The organism is Sanguibacteroides sp. AM78-02pH3A, assembly GCF_027666085.1.
In the GTDB taxonomy this organism is placed as follows: Bacteria; Bacteroidota; Bacteroidia; order Bacteroidales; family Marinifilaceae; genus Gabonibacter; species Gabonibacter massiliensis.
The window spans coordinates 141,533-161,257 of record NZ_JAQEHX010000006.1 but is presented as its reverse complement, the minus strand read 5'-3'; the positions used below and the strand labels follow the sequence as shown (position 1 = coordinate 161,257).

Below are 19,725 nucleotides of genomic sequence, written 5' to 3'. Positions count from 1 at the left end.
GGGGATGAATTTTTCGCGGTGTTTAACCCCTTGTACCAGTCCTTGTTCAGCGGCAATTGCCCGGTTGATAATAGTCACCCGTTACGGGGAATCGGGTATGAAGTGAAAGAACCGTATTACACGGGTAGCCGGGTGAAGTCTCTCGATAACGATAGGAATGTTTGGGTACATTCTTTAAAATACCCGTTTATAGGAAGGGTTTTCGAACTTTTACAAAACAGGAGACCTCCTGTTAACAGTTTCTCGTTCTCGGAACAGGCGTTCATGCTTGATTACTTTTTGGAGCATACCCTGGAAGATATATTATCGGATCCCGGTTTGCGGGAAGATTTGCGGGAGTGGATCTTGTATCTTAAAACAGAAGACTTGCGGTCTCGTTTCTCGATACACGTCCCCCGGCAGGTGTGGCGTGGCAGTCTCGATAGCCTTCGCGGTCACGGGGAGGTCGATTATGACTCTTTAGCGGGAGCGTGGAGCGCTCGCTGGGGTGTGGACGTGGATAGTATCGTGATGGAGTGGGTACACGCTAAACACCAGCAGTTTTTCAGGGTAAAAAATGATGGGGTGTATTACGATCCCGTGATGAAACTCTCGAAAGTGGAGGGACGGGTCATGAACGCGGGCAAGACGGGAGGGGTGGTCTCCATGGAGTACAACTTGACGAGTGAATATGGCGACGTGGAAGATTTTGCTTGTTACGTGGGCCCCGGGGAAGCGAAGGCGTACACCCTCGTGTCGAAAGGGGGATCCGGTATTCTCACGAGACTATCCGCTAACCGCCCGACTGGTTTTGTTTTTGATAATAGTGAAGAGAGAGACGGGAGAAGTTTCGGTGAAATAGGCGGGGAATGGCGTTCAATTTCGGTAGAAGAATTTCTGGCAGGCGAGAACAAAAACGAGTTCGTGGTGGACGACCAGGATGCCGGTTTCGAGCTGGCGGACGGTAACCTCACCTTGTTTCAAAAATGGTTCAGGAAGGACCCTCCCTTGAGGCGTAGTTTTCGCCAGGGCGGCAATACCTCCCGCTGGGGATTCGTGATCACGCCGGAGGCGGAGGGGGACTCGATTCGAGGCTGTTACTGTATCGAGGGAGGAGAGGGAAAATCGACGGCCACGTGGCGGGTGAATCTCCCGGAGGCAGGGCGTTACCGGGTCATGGCTAAAGTGCATGTACAATCTCTTGCTATCGGGATTGGTCGTCCGGGAGGAGTGGTTAATCGCTACACGGTTTTCCACGGGGATAAGAAAGAGGAAGTGGCGGTGGATCTGGATATTGCGATACCCAAGCGCATGGGCTCCCGTGGCTGGGTTTCTCTTGGCGAATACGATTTCCCGGCGGGGGAGGCCAAGGTGGTACTTTCCGACAAGGATCCCCGGCGGAGAAAAGACGTGGCGATCGTGGCTGACGCGGTGAAGTGGATAAAAATAGAGTAGCACCCTGGTAGCACCCTGGTAGCACCCTGGGACGGGGTAAAAGTGCTATATGCTAAAGATTCGGTGATTAAAAGGTCCCGTGATCCCGGATTTACGATTTGGGGATGCCAGGATCAGCATTTAATCATGAGTTGAATAGATTAATATACCTTGTGTGTATTATTCTGCAAAAAAATAAAACCAACTGGTTAAGGTTGGTTTTATTTTTGGGTGATTCCGTGGGGACTCGAACCCCAATCAAAGGAACCGGAATCCTTCATTCTATCCATTGAACTACGGAACCGTGAGTCGGATGGTCAGTTTGACTTTCCGGGGACAAATCTAATCATTTTTTTTTAGATTCGGAAAGGATGTTGAGAATAAAAAAGGGGACGAATGTCCCCTTTACTTCTATTCGTCATAGAGATATTATAACTTTTTACGAGTGGCATAACTCACGCGCAAAGAATTTACTTTACGTAATTCCTGTTTTACGTCTGTTACGATACCCATTTTAGTATCAGCTTGGATCTTCAAGTTATTGGTAATCCTGTTTTTATCTTCTTCTTTTCGGGTTTCCTGTTCCGCGTAAACAAATTCAGCTATATCTCCGACCGTGGCCAGTTTATCATTTAACTGAATGCGAGGTTCACTTCCGTAAGCACCGACAAACTGTGCTTTGGGTTTCCCGATATAGATATTACTGATCAAGGATTTCTTCTCCAACTTGGTAATCTCCCTGGCTTCTGGCATCGCATTTTCAATCATAAGAGTTACTTCCCGCATCGTCGTACTTACCATGAAGAAAAATAACAACATGAATACGATATCCGGAAGAGATGCTGTTGAGATAGCAGGGGTCTCTTTTTTTCCTCCTTTGTTAAACTTAGCCATTATTTCTTCCCTCCTTTCTTTGCGATGTTTCTCGGTTCAGCTTCGGATATGGCCGTCGGGACGATCTGCCTTACAGCCTCCTGTTGTTCTTCTGATAATTCGGTATATTTTTTTCCCCATTGCTTCATGGCCATTACGTCTCTTACTTCATTATACGCGGCAGCAAGTTCGTCTTGCACGGCAATATACATTTTGTAAGAAGTGCCTCGGTCACTTTGCAAAGAAATAATACCTTTTGAGACTTCCACCTTTCCGAAGAAAGGAACATCCTTGCTCACTTTTTCCGGTAGATTGTCTTTGTTTTGGGGGTTCAGAATGAATTCTTTCGCCTTTTCTTTTAATTCGGATATATCAATTATCTTTGACTCTACGGATAAGAGATCATCTCTATTTACCAATATCTCCAGAATATTTCTTTTGGCGTATTTCGGAGGAGCTTGATTCTCCGGTGCCATGGGCGGTAACCGTCTGAACAATCCCGAGTCAACATCCATTGTCGTTGATACCAAGAAGAAAATCAACAACAAAAAGGCAATATCTGCCGTTGACGTGGCATTAATTTCCGGTGTTTTTTTTGCCATATTCTTTTTATTATTTATTCGGAAGAACGAGTTATCTCAATCTTCTGATAATTTCTGTTACAAAAATAGACCCGATCGCTCCAATTCCCAAGAAATACATGGTAAATAGGATGGTATCGGCAAACTTTAATGCACTCGGATTGTTATCCGGTCCATCGTAACCCTTCATGTCTAATAATGTACCGTCGGACAATGAATAAGCAATTAACACGAGAACAACGATCCCCACGAGAGCGATAAGACTCTTGATTGCTTGTTTCGGTCTGGTAAACAGTCTGGCAATAGGGAATACCAATGCTGCCACAGCACTAAGTCCGAACAGAATATAAGCCCACCATATCAATTGGTCCGTATAGACAGGAGTGGTGTATTGGGCATTTGGAAGATCTCCTCCTCCAAAAAACAATCCAATCAACACAACTGTAATTACGAGCATTACAATGGTTAGGATATTCAATAACTTATTAATCTTCTGCATGGTGATTTAGTGTTTTTGATTATATTTTACAAGGATGTCTAATAAAGTTACGGAAGCATCTTCCATGTCGTTCACGATTCCTTCGATTTTTGCAACACAATAGTTGTAGAACACTTGAAGAATCATGGCAACGATCAAACCGGCAACGGTCGTAATCAATGCAACTTTAATACCTCCTGCAACCAAAGACGGTTGAATATCACCAGCAGCCTGGATTTTATCGAAAGCGTCGATCATACCGATTACAGTTCCCAAGAACCCTAACATCGGGGCCAACGCGATAAACAAGGCAATCCAAGACATACCTTTTTCCAATAATCCCATTTGAACGGATCCGTAAGATACAACCGATTTCTCAACCATATCTATACCTTGGTCGTAACGGGAAAGTCCTTGATAGAAAATACTTGCAATAGGGCCTCTTGTCGTTCTACAAACTTCTTTGGCAGCCTCAACTCCTCCATTTTCCAAAGCATCTTCTACTTTGTCGATCAATTTTTTAGAGTTGGTAGAAGCCAAGTTCAAATAAATTACTCTCTCGATAGAAATAGCCAAACCGAAGATTAGAGCCAAGATAACGAAGCTCATGAAAGCGGCACCACCTTCGATGAATTTTTGTTTTACTACCGCGTGGAATGAAGAACTCTCGATGTTTTCTTCGTCATCCATGGATTGGGACGGGGTGCTTGTTGCAGGTTGTTCTGTTTCCGTGGTTTGGATGTCGACACTTACTGTCTCATTTTCCTGTGCCATTAGCATAGATGATGCTCCAATAGTAAGCATTCCAAAAACTGCTATTAGTGCAAATAATTTTCTCATGATCTATTTAACTGATTTTTAGTTTATAAATAATTAAAATTTAACTCTATATTTTGTTTTCTTCTCCATTTCGTTCTCTTCTTCTTCCTTTTCACCACAAATTAGAGCGGCAAGGTATAAAAAAAATGTTAAAAGCCAATGCGTTTTGGGGATATTTCTCCTTTAAGCGTGTTATTTAAACATTTTTTTATTTCGTTAGGGTCTTTATATTTGCCTAACACGTACATCATCTTGGTTACCGCCGCTTCAGTCGTGATGTCATAACCGCTTATTACCCCGCAATTTAATAATTCCCTACTGGTCTCGTATTTTCCCATTTCCACGCTTCCGCCCTGGCATTGGGTCACGTTATAAACATATATTCCCCGGTGTAATATTTTCTCTATTTTGTTAAGAAAAACTTTATTCGTGGGAGCGTTTCCGGAACCGTAGCTTTCTAAAATGAGCCCTTTTAATCCGGGAATATTCATAATGGCGTCCATGATTTCGGGACGCATACCCGGAAATATTTTAAGGATGGCGATATTCGTGTCTACATCGCAGAAAGCGGAAACGGATTCCGTGCGGGGGGTGTAATCGATAGCACCGTAATTGTAATGTATATGAATCCCGATTTTTGCTAAAGGGGGATAATTAAACGATTGGAAGGCGTCGAAGCTTTCGGCATTGATCTTCGTGGTACGATTTCCCCGGAATAGTTTGTCGCCGAATAACACGGAAACTTCAGGTACAATCGCTTTGCCTTCGTCGTATGCCGCGGCAATTTCTACGGCGGCGATCAGGTTCTCTTTTCCGTCCGTTCTGATTTTTCCAATAGGTAGTTGTGAACCTGTAAAAACCACCGGTTTGTCTAAGTTGTTCAGCATAAAACTCAGGGCCGAGGCCGAATAAGCCATCGTGTCGGTACCGTGTAGAATTACGAATCCCTGGTATTTATCGTAATTTGTCAGGATAATTTGGCATAATTGTTTCCATAGTCCGGGTTGAAGGTCGGAAGAATCGATAATCTCGGGTAAGGTGTAGCTGTCGATCAGAAAGCCGAACTCTTTGATTTCCGGAACTTCCAATGCAATCTGGTCGAAATTGAACGGACACAATGCCCCGGTTTCAGGATCATTTACCATACCGATGGTTCCCCCGGTATATATGATTAATACTGGTTTTTCCATAAACGAGGTTTTGGATTTTAAAACAGGAATAATTTTATTCGCACCTTTCACTATGCAAATTAAATAAATTAGTTGCATTGTTTGACGTGGTCGTCTCTATTTTTTTTACGTCAACCCCTAATATTTCAGCAATTTTAGCGGCTATATACGGAATATAACTGCTTTCATTCCTTTTTCCACGGTAAGGAACCGGGGTAAGATAAGGAGCATCCGTTTCCAATACGAGGTGATCCGTTCCGATTTCTTTGACCACTTCGGCCATAAGCGAATTCTTGTAGGTAACAACTCCCCCGATTCCTAAAAGGAATCCGAGGTCAACGGCACGTTTCGCATCTTCCGTGTTGCCGGGAAAGCAATGGAGTATCCCTTTCATATTGTAATGTTGGCGTTTTAACACTGTAAAAATTTCGGACAAGGATTCTCTTGAGTGAATGATGACCGGCAAGTTCATTTCCCGGGCGATATTCAGTTGTCTTTCGAATACCTCGATTTGTTCCTTGTAGTAAGTTTTATCCCAATAAAGATCGATACCGCATTCGCCGATACCGTAAATCGTATATTTCCCGAGAAGTTTTTCAAATGCCGCGTACTCTTCCTTGTAGGAAGCGTTAACGGAAGTCGGGTGAACTCCGAGTAAGGGAAGCATTATACGCGGGTATTGTTCCGCGAGTGTCAGCATGGAAGAACGGGTCGTTCGGTCTATATCCGGTAGTATGATGTATTTTACATCGGCGGACAATGCTCTTTCCACGACTTGATCCCGGTCTGCTTCGAATTCTTCGGCATAAATGTGTGAATGCGTATCTATAAACATATGGAATATATTTACTGTTTTAGTCGGAAACAAAGATAATGAATCATCGGTGGAATCTCAATATTTAAAGAAAATTTGGATTTCATTCGATTTTTGCTAATTTTGACCCAATTCCTCCGGCGTAATTATGAATATTGTAATAGATAGGATACAACAAGGCAATGAGCTTGCTTTTAAAGAACTGTTTGATGAATTTTATCAGGCCTTGTGTGTATTTGCGCTGACGTATGTAAAAGATCAGGTACAGGCTGCCGATATCGTGCAGGAGGTTTTTATAAAGTATTGGAACCGTCGAGGGGATTTTGATAATCTTTTCAAAGTCAAATCTTTTCTTTATACGGTTGTCCGTAACGACTGTCTTAATACGATTCGCAATAATAAGGAGATAAGAGAAGATATTTCGCTCATCGAATCGGATGCGTTTTTTGTAGATAATCTGGTAGAGGAGGAAGCTTATCGTATCTTTTATAATGCCGTGGAGGCTTTACCGCTCCAGACCCGGGAAGTGATTCAATTGACTTTGGACGGGTTGAAAAATGCAGAGATCGCGGTACATATGGGAATAGCCGAAAGTTCCGTGCATACCTTGAAGAAGCTCGCTTATAAAAAATTGAAGGTGACATTGAAAGATTATTATTATCTCGTGTTTATTTTCCTACCCTGATTTTTTTTCTTTGCATGTAATCGTTTGATTATAATCGAATTATCATTTCGTACTAAAAAAATAAGCAAAAAAGTTCATTTTTCGTTCCCCATAAAAACGGGTTTTTGTGTTATATAAGTAATAGGCGAAAAGCGAATGCCAAAAAGGATCGTTTGATAATACAAAAATAGATTAAATATAAGTTTTTGTTAATTTATTGATAACAAGAGAGAAAGACTTTTTTGCATGAAGAAAATAGAGAAAAAAATAAAAGAAAAGAGTGAATCAAAAAACGATCCTTTTTTGATAGCTCGATGGATTTCGGCTTTTCTCACGGGAGAACCTACTGAAGAGGAGAAGGAAGAGTTAGAGGTTTGGCGGGAATCTTCGGAGGAGAATAATGCTTTATTCGAACGTGTTGTGAGTGAGGAGAATATCAAGCTGAAAAGAGAACAATTTTCTTCTTTTAATAATGAAATAGGCTGGGAGAATTACCGTAAAAAACAATTCAGGAGAAGACAAAGAAAGTTTCTTTTGCGGTTCTTGCCTTATGCGGCGTTGCTTGTGATTTCTTTGAGTGGTGTTTTTTATTTTTTCATGAACCGGGAACCGGATAGAAAGCTATCCGTTGCGCCGATGAGCACGATCCTTCCGGGGGCACCTAAAGCCATACTGACGTTGGCTGACGGTCAAAAGATCGATTTGGAGACCGTGAGCGGAACGATCAGAACGGAAAAAGAACGGACCTTTATTTATAATACCGGTCACCAGCTTACTTATAGCGATACTTGCCTCGCTGAGATTTCGGATGCGATGGAGTATAATGAAATCACAGTGCCGAAATGCGGGGAATATCAATTGAGCCTGAGTGACGGTACGTTGATTTATTTGAATTCGATGACTAAAATTCGCTATCCGATCCGGTTTACCGGGGAGATCCGGGAGGTGGAATTGGAGGGCGAGGCTTATTTTAACGTGGCGGAAAACCCGGAGAAACCGTTTGTCGTGAAAACGGCTTCTTACGATGTGACGGTTTTAGGTACGCAATTTAATGTATCGTCCTATGCGGATGAAGCGGATGTGATCACCACCCTGGTACAAGGGGCTGTGGCGGTTTCCGGCGATAAAATTGCCGGAGTTAGACGATTGACCCCCAACGATCAGTTTATTTTAAACAAAAGCACGGGTAAAGCGGAATTGAAGCAAGTGGACGCGAGTTATTTTACGGCATGGAAAGACGGTAAATTCCGATACCGGGACGTTCGGTTGGAAGATATTATGCGAGATGTCGAAAGGTGGTATGACGTGAAAGTCGTCTATGAAGACGAGGAGGTTAAGGAATTCCGTTTCGGGTTTAACATGGGACGTCATGAAATGATCGATCCTCTATTGAGGATATTCGAGCTAAACGGTAAAATAAAAATCCATAAGGAGGGAAAGATTTTAAAAGTAAAGCGGGATCGGTAAGAAAGCAGGAGATGTTACCAGCATCTCCTGCCCGGACTATCTCGCTCGAGCGAAATAATCTATTAATGCAATTTAAAGAACAAATTTATGAAAAAAATTCTGATGTCTCTCCGGGATCCATCCGGAAGATTAAAAAAAGCATGGGTTATGTCAAAATGGACTCTATTATTTGTTCTACTGGGAATGTTTAATGTGCATGGGGCCGTATATTCCCAAAATGAACAGCAAGTAACACTTTCGATGAAGAACGCTTATTTGAAAGATGTGATTTGGGCAATCGAGCGTCAGACGGCTTTTACCTTTATGTACAATCAAGAGGATTTGGACAAGGTCGGAAAGATCGATGTCAAACTAAAAGCTTCCAAGATCGAAGAGATTCTAAAAGCTTGTCTGAAAGGAACGGGATTGACCTACGTGATCCAGGATGCGGTGATCGTGTTGAAGCCTATCGCTCCCGACGACAAGGTAAAGGAGATCCGCATCGTCGGAAAGGTGATCGATGAGAAAAAGCTTCCCTTGCCCGGGGTAACTGTTTTGATAAAAGGGACGAAGTTGGGAACAGCCACCGATTTCAATGGAAAATATTCGTTGAAATTGCCGGAAATGAAAAATATCGTGTTGATCTTTTCATTTATGGGAATGGAAACCCAGGAGATCAAATATACCGGCAAAGACACCATCAACGTGACCCTGAAAGAGGATAAAGTCAAGTTACAGGATGTGGTGGTTACCGGGTATATGAATATTCGGAAAGAGAGTTTTACGGGAAATGCTACTACTGTGACCAAAGAGCAGTTACTGAAGACCAATAACAAAAACGTGATTGCGGCCTTACAGATTTTCGATCCCTCTTTCCGGATCAAGGAAAACAATATCTGGGGATCGGATCCGAATGCTTTGCCTGAATTTAATTTGCGCGGGGAGTCTTCTATTGGCATGAATAAGGGATTGGATATAGAGCAAGAGCGACGTACGCAACGGACGAATTTAAAAGATAATCCTAATTTACCGATCTTTATTTTAGACGGTTTCGAAGTTCCTGTTGATAAAATATATGATATGGATGTAAACCGTATCGAAAGTATGACGATTTTAAAGGATGCTGCAGCTACCGCTTTATACGGTTCACGTGCGGCTAATGGTGTGATTGTTGTTACTTCCGTTCCTCCAAAGCCCGGAGAAATGCAGGTTAGATATAATTTTACAGGAGGTGTTGAACTTCCTGATTTATCGGACTATAATTTGTGTAGTGCAGAGGAAAAACTGGAAGCTGAACGCTTAGCCGGGGTATATACGGCGAGTATCCCTAGTGGACAGGCAGACAAAGACATCCTGTATGTTAAGAAATTGCAGAATATATTGAGAGGAGTCGATACGGATTGGATGTCTAAACCTTTGCGTAATGCATTCAACCATACTCATAGTATAAATATATCCGGTGGAGTTGAAAGTATTCGTTACAGTTTGGACCTGAATTATGATAGCAATAAGGGGGTGATGAAGGGATCTCATCGCACACGGGCAGGAGCCGGTCTGAATCTGGATTATCGTAATAAAGAGTGGTTGCAGTTGATGAATTCTATCACTTATAGTACAACTCGTTCTGAAGATTCTCCTTATGGAAGTTTTAGTCGATATGCCGAGTTGTTACCATACGATGCCGTTTATGATGAAAATGGTGAATTAGTAAAAGATTTGGAATTTTCTAATGCCAGTGGTAGTTATGGTAAAAGTAATCCGTTATGGGATGTGGCGAATTTAGCAAATTATTATAATAGGGGTAAAACAGAGGATATTACCGATAATTTGAGTTTAAATCTCTATTTCAAGCATGGATTTCAGGCTAAAGGACAGTTTAGTATCAGTAAGAGCACATCTAAGAGCGAATCTTTTACAGATCCCAAAGATAAATCGGATGGTAATGAAAAAGGTTCTCTTTCTCGGAGTTTGACTGACGATTACAGGTGGAATCTGAATCTGATGTTGTACTATAACAGTAGCATAGGAAAGCATTTTATAAATGCAACTTTAGGAATGAATGCATCGGAATCTAAATCAGAGAGTACTTCGATGACGTTTAAAGGGTTTCAGATGGGAGGATTGCATTCTCCGGCTTTCGCAGAAAAACAACCTGATAAAACGAATATTAATACTTCGGAAAGCAGATTAGTCGGTTTTTTAGGATCGGTAAACTATTCCTATAATGATGTCTATCTGTTTGACGGGTCTTTCCGTTTTGATGGATCGTCTCAATTTGGTAAGGATAAACGTTTTGCTCCTTTTTGGTCTGTAGGTGTGGGAATAAACTTTCATAATTATGCTTTTTTGAAAGACAATTGGCTGGTTAGTATGCTAAAGATTAGGGCATCATATGGTAGTACCGGAAAGGTGAATTTTCCTCCTTATTCTGCCATTACGACCTATAAAACCGATACCGATGCTTGGTATTTTACCGGACCTGCTTCCGGATTAATGGCTTTGGGTAACCCGAAATTGAAATGGGAGACGACGAATACGTTGGATGCCGGATTTTCAGTTAGTTTTTTACAAGATTTGATTTATTTGGATTTTGCGTATTACCATAAAAAAACAATTGATTTGATCGATGCGATTTCCGTGAGAACTTCGTCTGGATTTAAAGATTATAAGACGAACATGGGTTCCGTACTAAACGAGGGAATTGAAATCAGGATGAATGCAACACTGTTCAAAAATCGGGATTGGATGATCACCTTGAATGGTAATTTGGGGCATAATAAAAACAAGATACTGGAGATCGGTGCGGAGATGAATGCTTACAATCAACAGCTATTAGACGAATATAATAAATACAAGGATCCGACTCAACCCGATAATCCGGGTATGTTGGGACCTCCGATGGATAAGAGTGAATACGCCGGTTTGTTGAGTACGCCATTGATTCAATACTATAAAGGAGCTTCCACTACCGCACTTTATGCCGTTCGTTCCGATGGAATCGATCCGGCTAACGGACGGGAACGATTGATAAAGAAAAATGGGATGCCTACATATACATGGGATGCGAACGATCAGGTTGTTGTGGGAGATAAGAATCCGGATATTCAAGGTGCTTTTGGATTTAATGTAGCTTATAAAAATTTTTATCTGAATGCAGACTTTACGTATCAATACGGTGCTCAGTCCTATAATGCAACTTTATTAAATCGAGTTGAAAATGCTCAGATTGAAACACAAAATGTTGATAAACGGGTTTTAACTCAACGTTGGAAAAATGCCGGAGATAGAGTTCCCTATTATGATTTGAATATTAACGGTAAAAATAATGCTGCAAAAGTAGATCGTCCGACAACACGTTTCGTGCAAGATAATAATTATGTGAATTTTAGTGGCTTATCTGTAGGATATGATTTCAATAAAGAAATGATTTCCAAATGGAGACTTGCGACATTAGGAATTCGTTTTAATGCGAATGATATCTGCCGTTGGGCGAGTATAAAAGAGGAAAGAGGAACAAGTTATCCTTTTGCGCGAACTTATAATTTCACGATAAATCTTGGATTCTAATAAAAAATATCGGTATGAAAATTTATTCGAAAATAATAATAGTAGCTTCCGTGTTATTTTTCACTTCTTGTGAAAAATGGTTGGATCTTCAACCGGAAGGAGAGGCCACCTTTGATGAGTTGTATAAATCGGGTGATGGATATCGTTCCGTGTTGAATGGATTGTATAAGTCTATGGGAACGGGTGCTTTATATGGTTTGGAATTACAATTCGGTTTAATAGACTGCATGTCTCAACAATATGATTTTACAAACGAAGGTTTGATGACGAATGATAAGTATCGGAAAGCCGTAAAATATGATTATGCAAATTCGCCCATTGCTTCTACAATTGATAATATCTGGTTGAGTGCTTACAAAATAATAGCCAATGCGAATGATTTATTGCAGAATATCAAAACAGCATCACCGGAAATATTTAGACAGGACGAAATGGAACGTAAAATGATTATGGGAGAGGCTTATGCTTGTCGGGCTTTGATGCATTTTGATCTGTTGCGTTTATTTGCTCCCGCTGTTATACAAAATCCGGGTAGCGAATCCTATTTGCCTTACGTGGAAACTTATCCGAATATTCAGGCTTCCAGTATCGCCGTAGAACCTTTTTTAAAAAAGGTAATTGCCGATTTGGAGGAAGCTCAAAAATTGACGATAGAATACGATACGACGGAAATCGGTAAAAAATTGAGTAGTACAGGAAAGAATCGTTTTGACTTAGACTCTAAGGTGGGCCTTGAAGACGAATTTTATTCGGGAAGGGGATACAGGCTGACCTATTATTCTATTACCGCTTTACTGGCCCGTGTTTATCAGTATGCCGGGATGTACGATAAAGCGTTTGATGCTGCGAGTGAAGTTATTGGATATGGAGGAGAAACGCCTTTTTATAAAGATGATTTTTCAGGAATAAGAATTCCTGCTCCCGGAGTAAACCCGGCGGAAGCTTTTAAAAGCAAGAAAGATTTAAAATTGGCTTCCAGTTTGATTTTTGCAATTTATAACGAGAAAGAGTATGAAAACAACAATCTGTTGAATTTTTTTAAAACAGGAATGGATCAAGATGATAGGACGTCTAACCAATGGTTTGTAGTGAGCAAAGATCTTTTTAAAAACAATGATGTGGATGAATCTTCTTTGGATTATCGTTGGGTTGATTTGATTTTTCCGGCCGCTAATTCACATCCGATTTCAGGGAAATGGTATTTGTTTGATAACGCGGCGACTCGTGATAAATATGCCACAATACTTCCGGTTATTAGAGCGACAGAAATGCATTATATTTTAGCAGAATGTTATGCTCGTAAAGGGCAGTATGAGACAGCTTATGATATTCTGGATGCACTTCGTGCTAAAAGGGGATTGGAAAATAGACCTTTAGCCCGAACTGCGACATGGGATGCTTTTGTCGAGACTTTGGTGGGCGATGCCAGAAGAGAATGGATATCCGAGGGTCAGTTATTTTACTTGTACAAACGTCTGGATGCAAAATTTACCATTGGTAAGGAATATCGTTCTTTGACAAAGTCTGAATATATGTTTCCTATACCTATAGATCAAAGAAAATAGTTTAGATAACCATTGAATATTTTATTATGAAAACATGTATATTATCGATATTGTTGATTTCCATGGGTTGGCTTATATCTTGTGAAAAACAGAATATAGAAGCTTTCCATGGTAGGCGTCAGATATATTTTGAGAAGTTTTATATGGATGCTGTTTACCCGGGTACGGCGGAAGCTGATTCTACAGTCACTTCATTTTTTTTGTATCCGGAAGGGACTTCTCAAATAAAAGCTAAGGTTGTCGTGAATTTATCCGGGGATTCTTTGACTTCGGATTTGACATTTGGCTTAAGAGTGATAAAAGAAGGTACTACGGCCAATCCAAATGAATACGTTTTGGATGACTTTTACACGTTTCATGCAAAACCGTTAAATAAGGCCAAAGAGATAAAAGATACCATAGAGATAAAATTGAACAGTAGCGATCGTTTGGAAGGATTGGGTGCTACCGGTTTAAGATTGATGGTGGAATTGGTGCCTAACGAACAACTCGATCTTGGGCAGTATGAACGTCGTCGTGCAATAATTATTTGGAGTTACGTGGAAGCACAACCGGATTGGTGGGATAAGGAAGTTAGTTTTGAATTATTGGGAGATTATTCTCCCCGTAAATATCAGTTATTCTTGAAACATGCGGATAAGAATGGTGAAATGGAGGAGTTTATTAAAAATTCTCCGGATAAAGCGATCGCTTTGGTTGTAACGTTTAAACAATGGTTGGCAGATAACGCGAATGATCCTGAATATGGAGCTGAGTATCAGGAGATATTAGAATCTTTAAAGATTTAATCAAGTAAAAAGAAAAGCTATGAAACATATATTTTTATACGGAATATTATTTCTTGTTTTTGCATTTGTGGGTTGTCTCGATGATAAAGGGAACTACGATTATGTTAAATTGCAGGAGCCGGAATGGAAAAAGGATATTATTAATCTGTATTTTAGAGAGGGAGATATAGCACGTTTTAAAGGTCATGATTATTTTAATTGGGGGGATGATTCTGTAAAACGGGAGCAGGAAGTTCGATACGAGTGGAAGTTAAACGGAGTTGTAATAAGCGAGGAGGCGGATTTTGAAATCTCCGTGAAAGAGTTAACGGAAAAGATTAATATGACGAAATTTCATTCGAGTGATCAATATGAAAACGGAATATTTAGTATTATAGAAACATCGACAGGAATACCCTACATGAAAAAGTTTACAGTTAATATCGTTTCGAGTAGAGGTATTGGCGATTGGTTGATTCTGTCGGGTGTGAACTCTAATTCGAAATTATCTTTTATGAGACGAGTTTACGACGATAAAACACAAAAAATGGTTTTGGCTTTGGATAAAGATGATTATGAAAGCGTGAATGGTCATCCTATTCCGGGCAAGCCTATAGGTTTACGTTTTTCCTATGTGCTGAAAAATATCTCGCCTGCGGGTTCCAGTACGGTTATAACGGACGAGGGAGCTTACGAGATAAATAATGAGAATTTGAAATTAGTAGGGGAAATTAAAGATCAGTTTCTGGATTATGCTCCTTCCGGATTGAAAGTAACAAGTAGAACGGATGCCCGTGAAAGCGACTATAATGCTTATTCTTTTATCGCGACGGAAGATGGAAAAATATATCAACGGAAGATGAGTCGTAATAATCTGGGAGGTAGTTTTTTATCCCAGCCACTGGTCGTGGACGACAAAGGCTATTTTGTCGATAATTTTGGCGGTCGAGGTAATGGTTATACAAAAATACCTTGTTATGATAAAAAGAATGGCAGGCTGTTGTTCACGAAATTTGATGAGGAGTGGAATGATAATGGAACTCCGGATAAATGGGACGATGATTATTCCAATATCAATTGTAAGATAATGCCTGCTAAAGAACCTTCTACAGGTGGCGGTGGTGGTTTTCCCCCTTTCCCTTCTTTTCCTGGAGGTGGCGGTTTCCCCGGTGGAGGGGGAAGTACTCCTTATACGGGCCCGACAGCGTGGGCGCTACCAGCGGGAATAGAGGTGTTGCATTTGGCTTACGTGGGAGGCGGTGGAATGTTTGTGTACGTACAATATTACGCGTTTATTTATAATGAAGGAGGAAAAACCAAGTTGGGTATTTGTGGAATAGATAATAATACTTTTGCCTGTACCCAAAGTCATCAGAATTTTGGAATTAGTGTGAATTATATGTCATCCCGTCTTGTTGATTTTCCGGAAAAATTAGTTAAGGGAGAGTCTTGTATTTTAACGACAACTGAAGATGGCAGGTCTGCAGATGGAATCTGTTATTATATTCTGTATTCAAAAGGGAGCAGTGTATACAGTGTTGCTATTAATGATAATTACAAGAAAGTGACACTTTTAGCTGATTTCGGGGAAAAAATAACTTCTCTTGCTTATTCACGTGCTTTCGATAATTGTAAGAAAATAGTTGTAGGCGGAGAAAATGGAAAGATTGGAATTTATGATATCTCTGACAAGAAGACAGCTAAGAAAGAACAAGAATTCAAGGTGGAAGGAAAAATAGTTGCTATGCAGCAATATAGAACCAATGAAGATTAAAAAGAACGAGTTTGTAAAAATGATAAATCATATTGTATGGAAGAACCGATTTTAAAGTTAGAACATTTATCCCATCGTTATAGCGTGCAGTGGGCGATACGGGATATCGATTTCGAGATTACGAAGAATGGTATTTACGGATTACTCGGCTCCAACGGAGCCGGGAAGTCCACGACCATGAATATCATGTGCGGGGTGTTGAAGCAGACGGAGGGGGATGTGTATATCAAGGGGGTGAGCATACGGGAAAATCCGGTAGAGGCCAAACGCCATATCGGCTTTCTACCGCAGGTGCCGCCTTTGCATCCGGACCTGACGGTATGGGAATACCTGGAGTTTTGCGCGGAAATCCGGCATATCCGGGATCGGGAGGTGCCCAAAGCGATAAAAGAGGCGATGGGACGTTGCGGAATCTCTCATTTTGCCAAGCGGGTGATCCGGAATCTCTCCGGGGGTTATCAGCAACGGGTCGGGATTGCCCAGGCGATTATTCATAACCCCGAATTCGTGGTGTTGGACGAACCGACAAACGGGTTGGACCCGAACCAGATCGTGGAGATCCGCCACCTGATCAAGGAGATTGCCGAAGATCGTACGGTGATCCTCTCCACGCATATCTTGCCCGAGGTTCAGGCCACTTGCGATTATATCCGGATGATCGAGCAAGGGAGTATGGTTTTCGCCGGAACGGTAGATGAATTTGATAATTATATTAAACCGAGTACGATTTTGGTTTCATTGGGGGCCATGCCTCCGGTAGAGGAGATCGAGGCACTTCCGGGAGTGGTTCGGGTTGAGGAGTTGGGAGGTCCCCGCTTCCGCGTACAATTCTCGGATGCCCGGGAGGCGATGGATCATATCGTGGAGGCCAGTTTTACACGCGGTTGGCAGTTATCGGAACTTCAACAGGAGAAGAGTTCTTTGGATACGATTTTTGCCGAATTGTCTAAAAAATAATTGATTAAATTTATTTCGTTAAAGATGAGAACAATATTCAAGATAGCAAAAACAGAGCTGAGAGATCTATTTTATTCTCCGATAGCCTGGTTAATTTTAATTATATTCACTTTTCAAACCGGAATGCTGTTTTCCGGTATGATTCATAATTTTGCGGTAGCGCAGGAACAAGGGGCAGAATATGGGAATTTGACTTATTTTTTATTTGCCTCTTATAATGGTTTATTTGCTAGTGTGCAGTCTTACCTGTATTTGTATATTCCCCTGTTGACCATGGGATTGATGAGCCGGGAATTGGGCAGCGGTTCCATTAAATTGCTCTACTCTTCCCCGATCACGAACACGCAAATTATTTTAGGTAAGTATCTGGCCATGATGATTTACGGGTTGGTGCTGATCGGCGTGTTGGTGGTATATGTTGCTTATGCAGCTTATACGGTTCAAAATGTGGATATCACACTTATTCTTTCGGGATTGTTGGGAGTCTATCTGTTATTATGTGTTTACGTGTCGATCGGATTGTTTATGTCCAGTTTGACCTCTTACCAGATCGTGGCAGCCGTGGGTACGTTGGCTGTTTTGGCCGCTTTAACATACGTAAAAGGCATGTGGCAAGGTATTCCTTTGGTTCGAGAAATTGCATATTGGTTCGGGCTTTCCGGTAGAGCCTGGGCTTTCGTGGGAGGTTTGGTTTCCACGGAAGACCTACTTTATTTCTTCGTGGTAGTCGCCTTGTTCCTTTTTATGACCATTATTCGTATGCAAACAAGGCGTCAAAAAGTGAGTTGGATGGTTTCTTTGGGTAAGTATATGGGAATTTGGATTCTGGCTATTGTGCTGGCTTACGTTTCTTCTCGTCCGGTATTTAAGTTCTATTATGATGCCACTCAAATGAAAATGAACACTTTGACACCGAATAGCCAGGAAATTATTAAACGTGCAACGGGAGGGTTAACTCTCACGACTTACGTTAATATTTTGGATAGACTTGCTTATATCGGTGATGATGAGAATTATATAGCTGATCGTGGTGCATTTGAACAGTATATTCGCTTTAAACCGGAGATTAAGATGAAGTATGTTTACTATTACGATACGATTAAAAATGATCAGTTGGAGAGTCAATATCCGGGAATGACATACGAGGAGAAAGCAAAAAAAGAGATCGAGCGAAAAAAGATGAACCCGAAAAAAGTATTGAGTCCGGAACAGATTCGTGCACAAATTGATTTGGTTAGCACCGAGGGAAACCGTACGACTCGTTTATTGGAACGGGAGAGCGGAGAGCGAACATTCTTGAGAATGTTTGATGAAAATCAGCCTTATCCCAGTGAAGCGGAAATTTCTGCTGCATTTAAACGTTTGGTAATGGATAAGTTGCCCGTGATCGGTTTTTTGACCGGACATGGAGAACGGGAGACCGACCGACCGGGAGATCGGAATTATTGCATGTTTACACACGCACCCTCCATTCGAGCCGCGTTGATTAATCAAGGATTCGATTATAAGGATATTCGTTTGGATAAAGAGGTGCCGGCAGACGTGAATATCATGGTGATCGCCGAAATGAGACTGCCCATGACAGAGGCCGAGAAAGTAAATTTTGATAAATATATTGCCCGGGGTGGAAATTTGATGATCATTGGAGAGCCGAAGCGTCAGGGGGTGATGAATCCGTTGGTAGAACAATTCGGCGTAAAGTTTATGGATGGCTTTTTGATTCAACCTTCGAAAGACAAGAAATTGGTCGAAGAGGGTAAAGATAACGGCAATTTAGGATTCTTGGCCGGGATGGTCGCCCCTGCAAATCCGCTCGACTTGATTATCACCCGACCGACAGAGGCAGCTAAAAAACTGAGTTACGTGTTTAAACAAATGCATCCCGCTTATGTGGTTACTATGCCTAGTGCTTGCGGTTTAGAATATTCCGAGGACAAAGGTTTTAACGTGACTCCTTTGTTTATGTCGGATTCCACGTGTTGGAATGAATTGGAATCTACAGATATAGTAGACGAGGAGGTGGAATGTAATCCGAATGTGGGAGAGGTTCGTAAACCTTATACGCTTGGTTTGGGTTTATCGCGCCCAATGGCAGATCGGGAACAAAGAATTATCATCTTGGGGGATGCCGATTGTTTGAGTGACGGAGAGTTTAATCATAAACGGGCAATGATATGGGCTACCAATTATGTTCTTGTTCAGGGGGGATTCGATTGGTTGTCCAATGGAGAAGCCCCGATTAATGTTACTCGTCCAGCGTCAATAGATAGAAAACTTTATGTATCCGCAAGCGGAGCGGAAGTATTGCAATATATGTTGATTGGGGTATTTCCGGGACTTTTGCTCTTACTGTATTTGTTTATGTGGATCAGGAGAAGAGGGCGTTAATGGCGCCTTATGATTAGAGGTGTATTTTAAGTTAGATGATAGATTTTGAGATTAGTGATGAAATGTTAGGTGATGAAGGGATTGGGAGACTGTATGAGTCTCCTGATCTCTAAACACCAAAACCTGAATAAAAAGATTTATGATTTAAAGATAGCAAGATCAGTTTTAATCTACATCAAAAGTTGGAGTTTCGGCTAAAACAGATAAAGGGAAATCCTATAAAATATGGATATTATTTAGAGTAGGATCAAAAATGAATTATAAGTTAGGTTAAATGGTGTTGGGTAGGAATCGTAGTGTGAAGGGCGAAAGAGGCGAAAGTTCTTTCGCCCTTTTTGGTTCCCGGCGAAAAAAATGACGATGAAAATGATTCAAAGATTCTGAGATTCAAAGATTCTGAGATTAAGGGATTGGGTGATTAGGATGATTGACGATTAAGAGATTAAAAAG

Annotated in this window: 15 protein-coding genes and 1 tRNA gene; 9 read left to right on the top strand and 7 right to left on the bottom strand. The window is 41.2% G+C overall.

What is annotated here, in order from left to right; genetic code table 11:
• On the top strand, positions 1 to 1,434 hold a 1,434-nt coding region (locus PGR74_RS10575), incomplete at its 5' end, for a golvesin C-terminal-like domain-containing protein (protein WP_270517110.1).
• 211 nt (positions 1,435 to 1,645) lie between these two features.
• Here PGR74_RS10575 and PGR74_RS10570 read toward each other — a convergent pair.
• The 7 genes from PGR74_RS10570 to PGR74_RS10540 all read right to left on the bottom strand — a co-directional run bounded on the left by PGR74_RS10570 (position 1,646) and on the right by PGR74_RS10540 (position 6,168).
• A tRNA-Arg gene (locus tag PGR74_RS10570) sits at positions 1,646 to 1,717 on the bottom strand.
• A gap of 125 nt (positions 1,718 to 1,842) precedes the next feature.
• A complete protein-coding gene (locus PGR74_RS10565) occupies positions 1,843 to 2,307 on the bottom strand; it encodes an ExbD/TolR family protein (protein WP_041503098.1) in 465 nt (154 codons plus the stop codon).
• On the bottom strand, positions 2,307 to 2,888 hold the full coding sequence (locus tag PGR74_RS10560) for an ExbD/TolR family protein (protein ID WP_041503097.1): 582 nt from the start codon (positions 2,886 to 2,888) through the stop codon (positions 2,307 to 2,309). Before PGR74_RS10560 ends, PGR74_RS10565 begins: the two co-directional genes overlap by 1 nt.
• A 31-nt stretch (positions 2,889 to 2,919) precedes the next feature.
• Complete coding sequence (locus PGR74_RS10555; protein ID WP_041503096.1) at positions 2,920 to 3,366, bottom strand: hypothetical protein; 447 nt, start codon at positions 3,364 to 3,366, stop codon at positions 2,920 to 2,922.
• Between the two features lie 6 nt (positions 3,367 to 3,372).
• Complete coding sequence (locus tag PGR74_RS10550; RefSeq protein WP_041503095.1) at positions 3,373 to 4,185, bottom strand: MotA/TolQ/ExbB proton channel family protein; 813 nt, start codon at positions 4,183 to 4,185, stop codon at positions 3,373 to 3,375.
• A 128-nt stretch (positions 4,186 to 4,313) separates the two neighbouring features.
• Entirely contained in the window at positions 4,314 to 5,354 is a 1,041-nt protein-coding gene (locus PGR74_RS10545; RefSeq protein WP_041503460.1) for an asparaginase, read from the bottom strand.
• 34 nt (positions 5,355 to 5,388) lie between these two features.
• Positions 5,389 to 6,168, bottom strand: coding sequence for a TatD family hydrolase (locus tag PGR74_RS10540; RefSeq protein ID WP_041503094.1), 780 nt, complete (start codon positions 6,166 to 6,168; stop codon positions 5,389 to 5,391).
• Between the two features lie 127 nt (positions 6,169 to 6,295).
• Between PGR74_RS10540 and PGR74_RS10535 the strand changes: the two genes are divergently transcribed.
• The 8 genes from PGR74_RS10535 to PGR74_RS10500 all read left to right on the top strand — a co-directional run bounded on the left by PGR74_RS10535 (position 6,296) and on the right by PGR74_RS10500 (position 19,275).
• Entirely contained in the window at positions 6,296 to 6,832 is a 537-nt protein-coding gene (locus PGR74_RS10535; protein ID WP_041505468.1) for an RNA polymerase sigma factor, read from the top strand.
• A gap of 225 nt (positions 6,833 to 7,057) precedes the next feature.
• Positions 7,058 to 8,278, top strand: a complete 1,221-nt coding sequence (locus tag PGR74_RS10530; protein ID WP_052649431.1) for a FecR family protein — start codon at positions 7,058 to 7,060, stop codon at positions 8,276 to 8,278.
• An 87-nt stretch (positions 8,279 to 8,365) separates the two neighbouring features.
• A complete protein-coding gene (locus PGR74_RS10525; protein WP_041505469.1) occupies positions 8,366 to 11,824 on the top strand; it encodes a SusC/RagA family TonB-linked outer membrane protein in 3,459 nt (1,152 codons plus the stop codon).
• Between the two features lie 14 nt (positions 11,825 to 11,838).
• Positions 11,839 to 13,389, top strand: coding sequence for a RagB/SusD family nutrient uptake outer membrane protein (locus tag PGR74_RS10520; protein ID WP_041505470.1), 1,551 nt, complete (start codon positions 11,839 to 11,841; stop codon positions 13,387 to 13,389).
• A 26-nt stretch (positions 13,390 to 13,415) separates the two neighbouring features.
• Positions 13,416 to 14,177, top strand: coding sequence for a DUF4843 domain-containing protein (locus PGR74_RS10515; protein ID WP_041505471.1), 762 nt, complete (start codon positions 13,416 to 13,418; stop codon positions 14,175 to 14,177).
• Between the two features lie 19 nt (positions 14,178 to 14,196).
• Complete coding sequence (locus PGR74_RS10510) at positions 14,197 to 15,930, top strand: PKD-like family lipoprotein (protein ID WP_041505472.1); 1,734 nt, start codon at positions 14,197 to 14,199, stop codon at positions 15,928 to 15,930.
• Between the two features lie 36 nt (positions 15,931 to 15,966).
• Complete coding sequence (locus tag PGR74_RS10505; protein ID WP_041503088.1) at positions 15,967 to 16,887, top strand: ABC transporter ATP-binding protein; 921 nt, start codon at positions 15,967 to 15,969, stop codon at positions 16,885 to 16,887.
• A gap of 24 nt (positions 16,888 to 16,911) precedes the next feature.
• Positions 16,912 to 19,275 (top strand): Gldg family protein, encoded by a 2,364-nt coding sequence (locus tag PGR74_RS10500; protein ID WP_041505473.1) that lies wholly within the window; start codon positions 16,912 to 16,914, stop codon positions 19,273 to 19,275.
• The last annotated feature ends 450 nt before the right edge of the window (positions 19,276 to 19,725 follow it).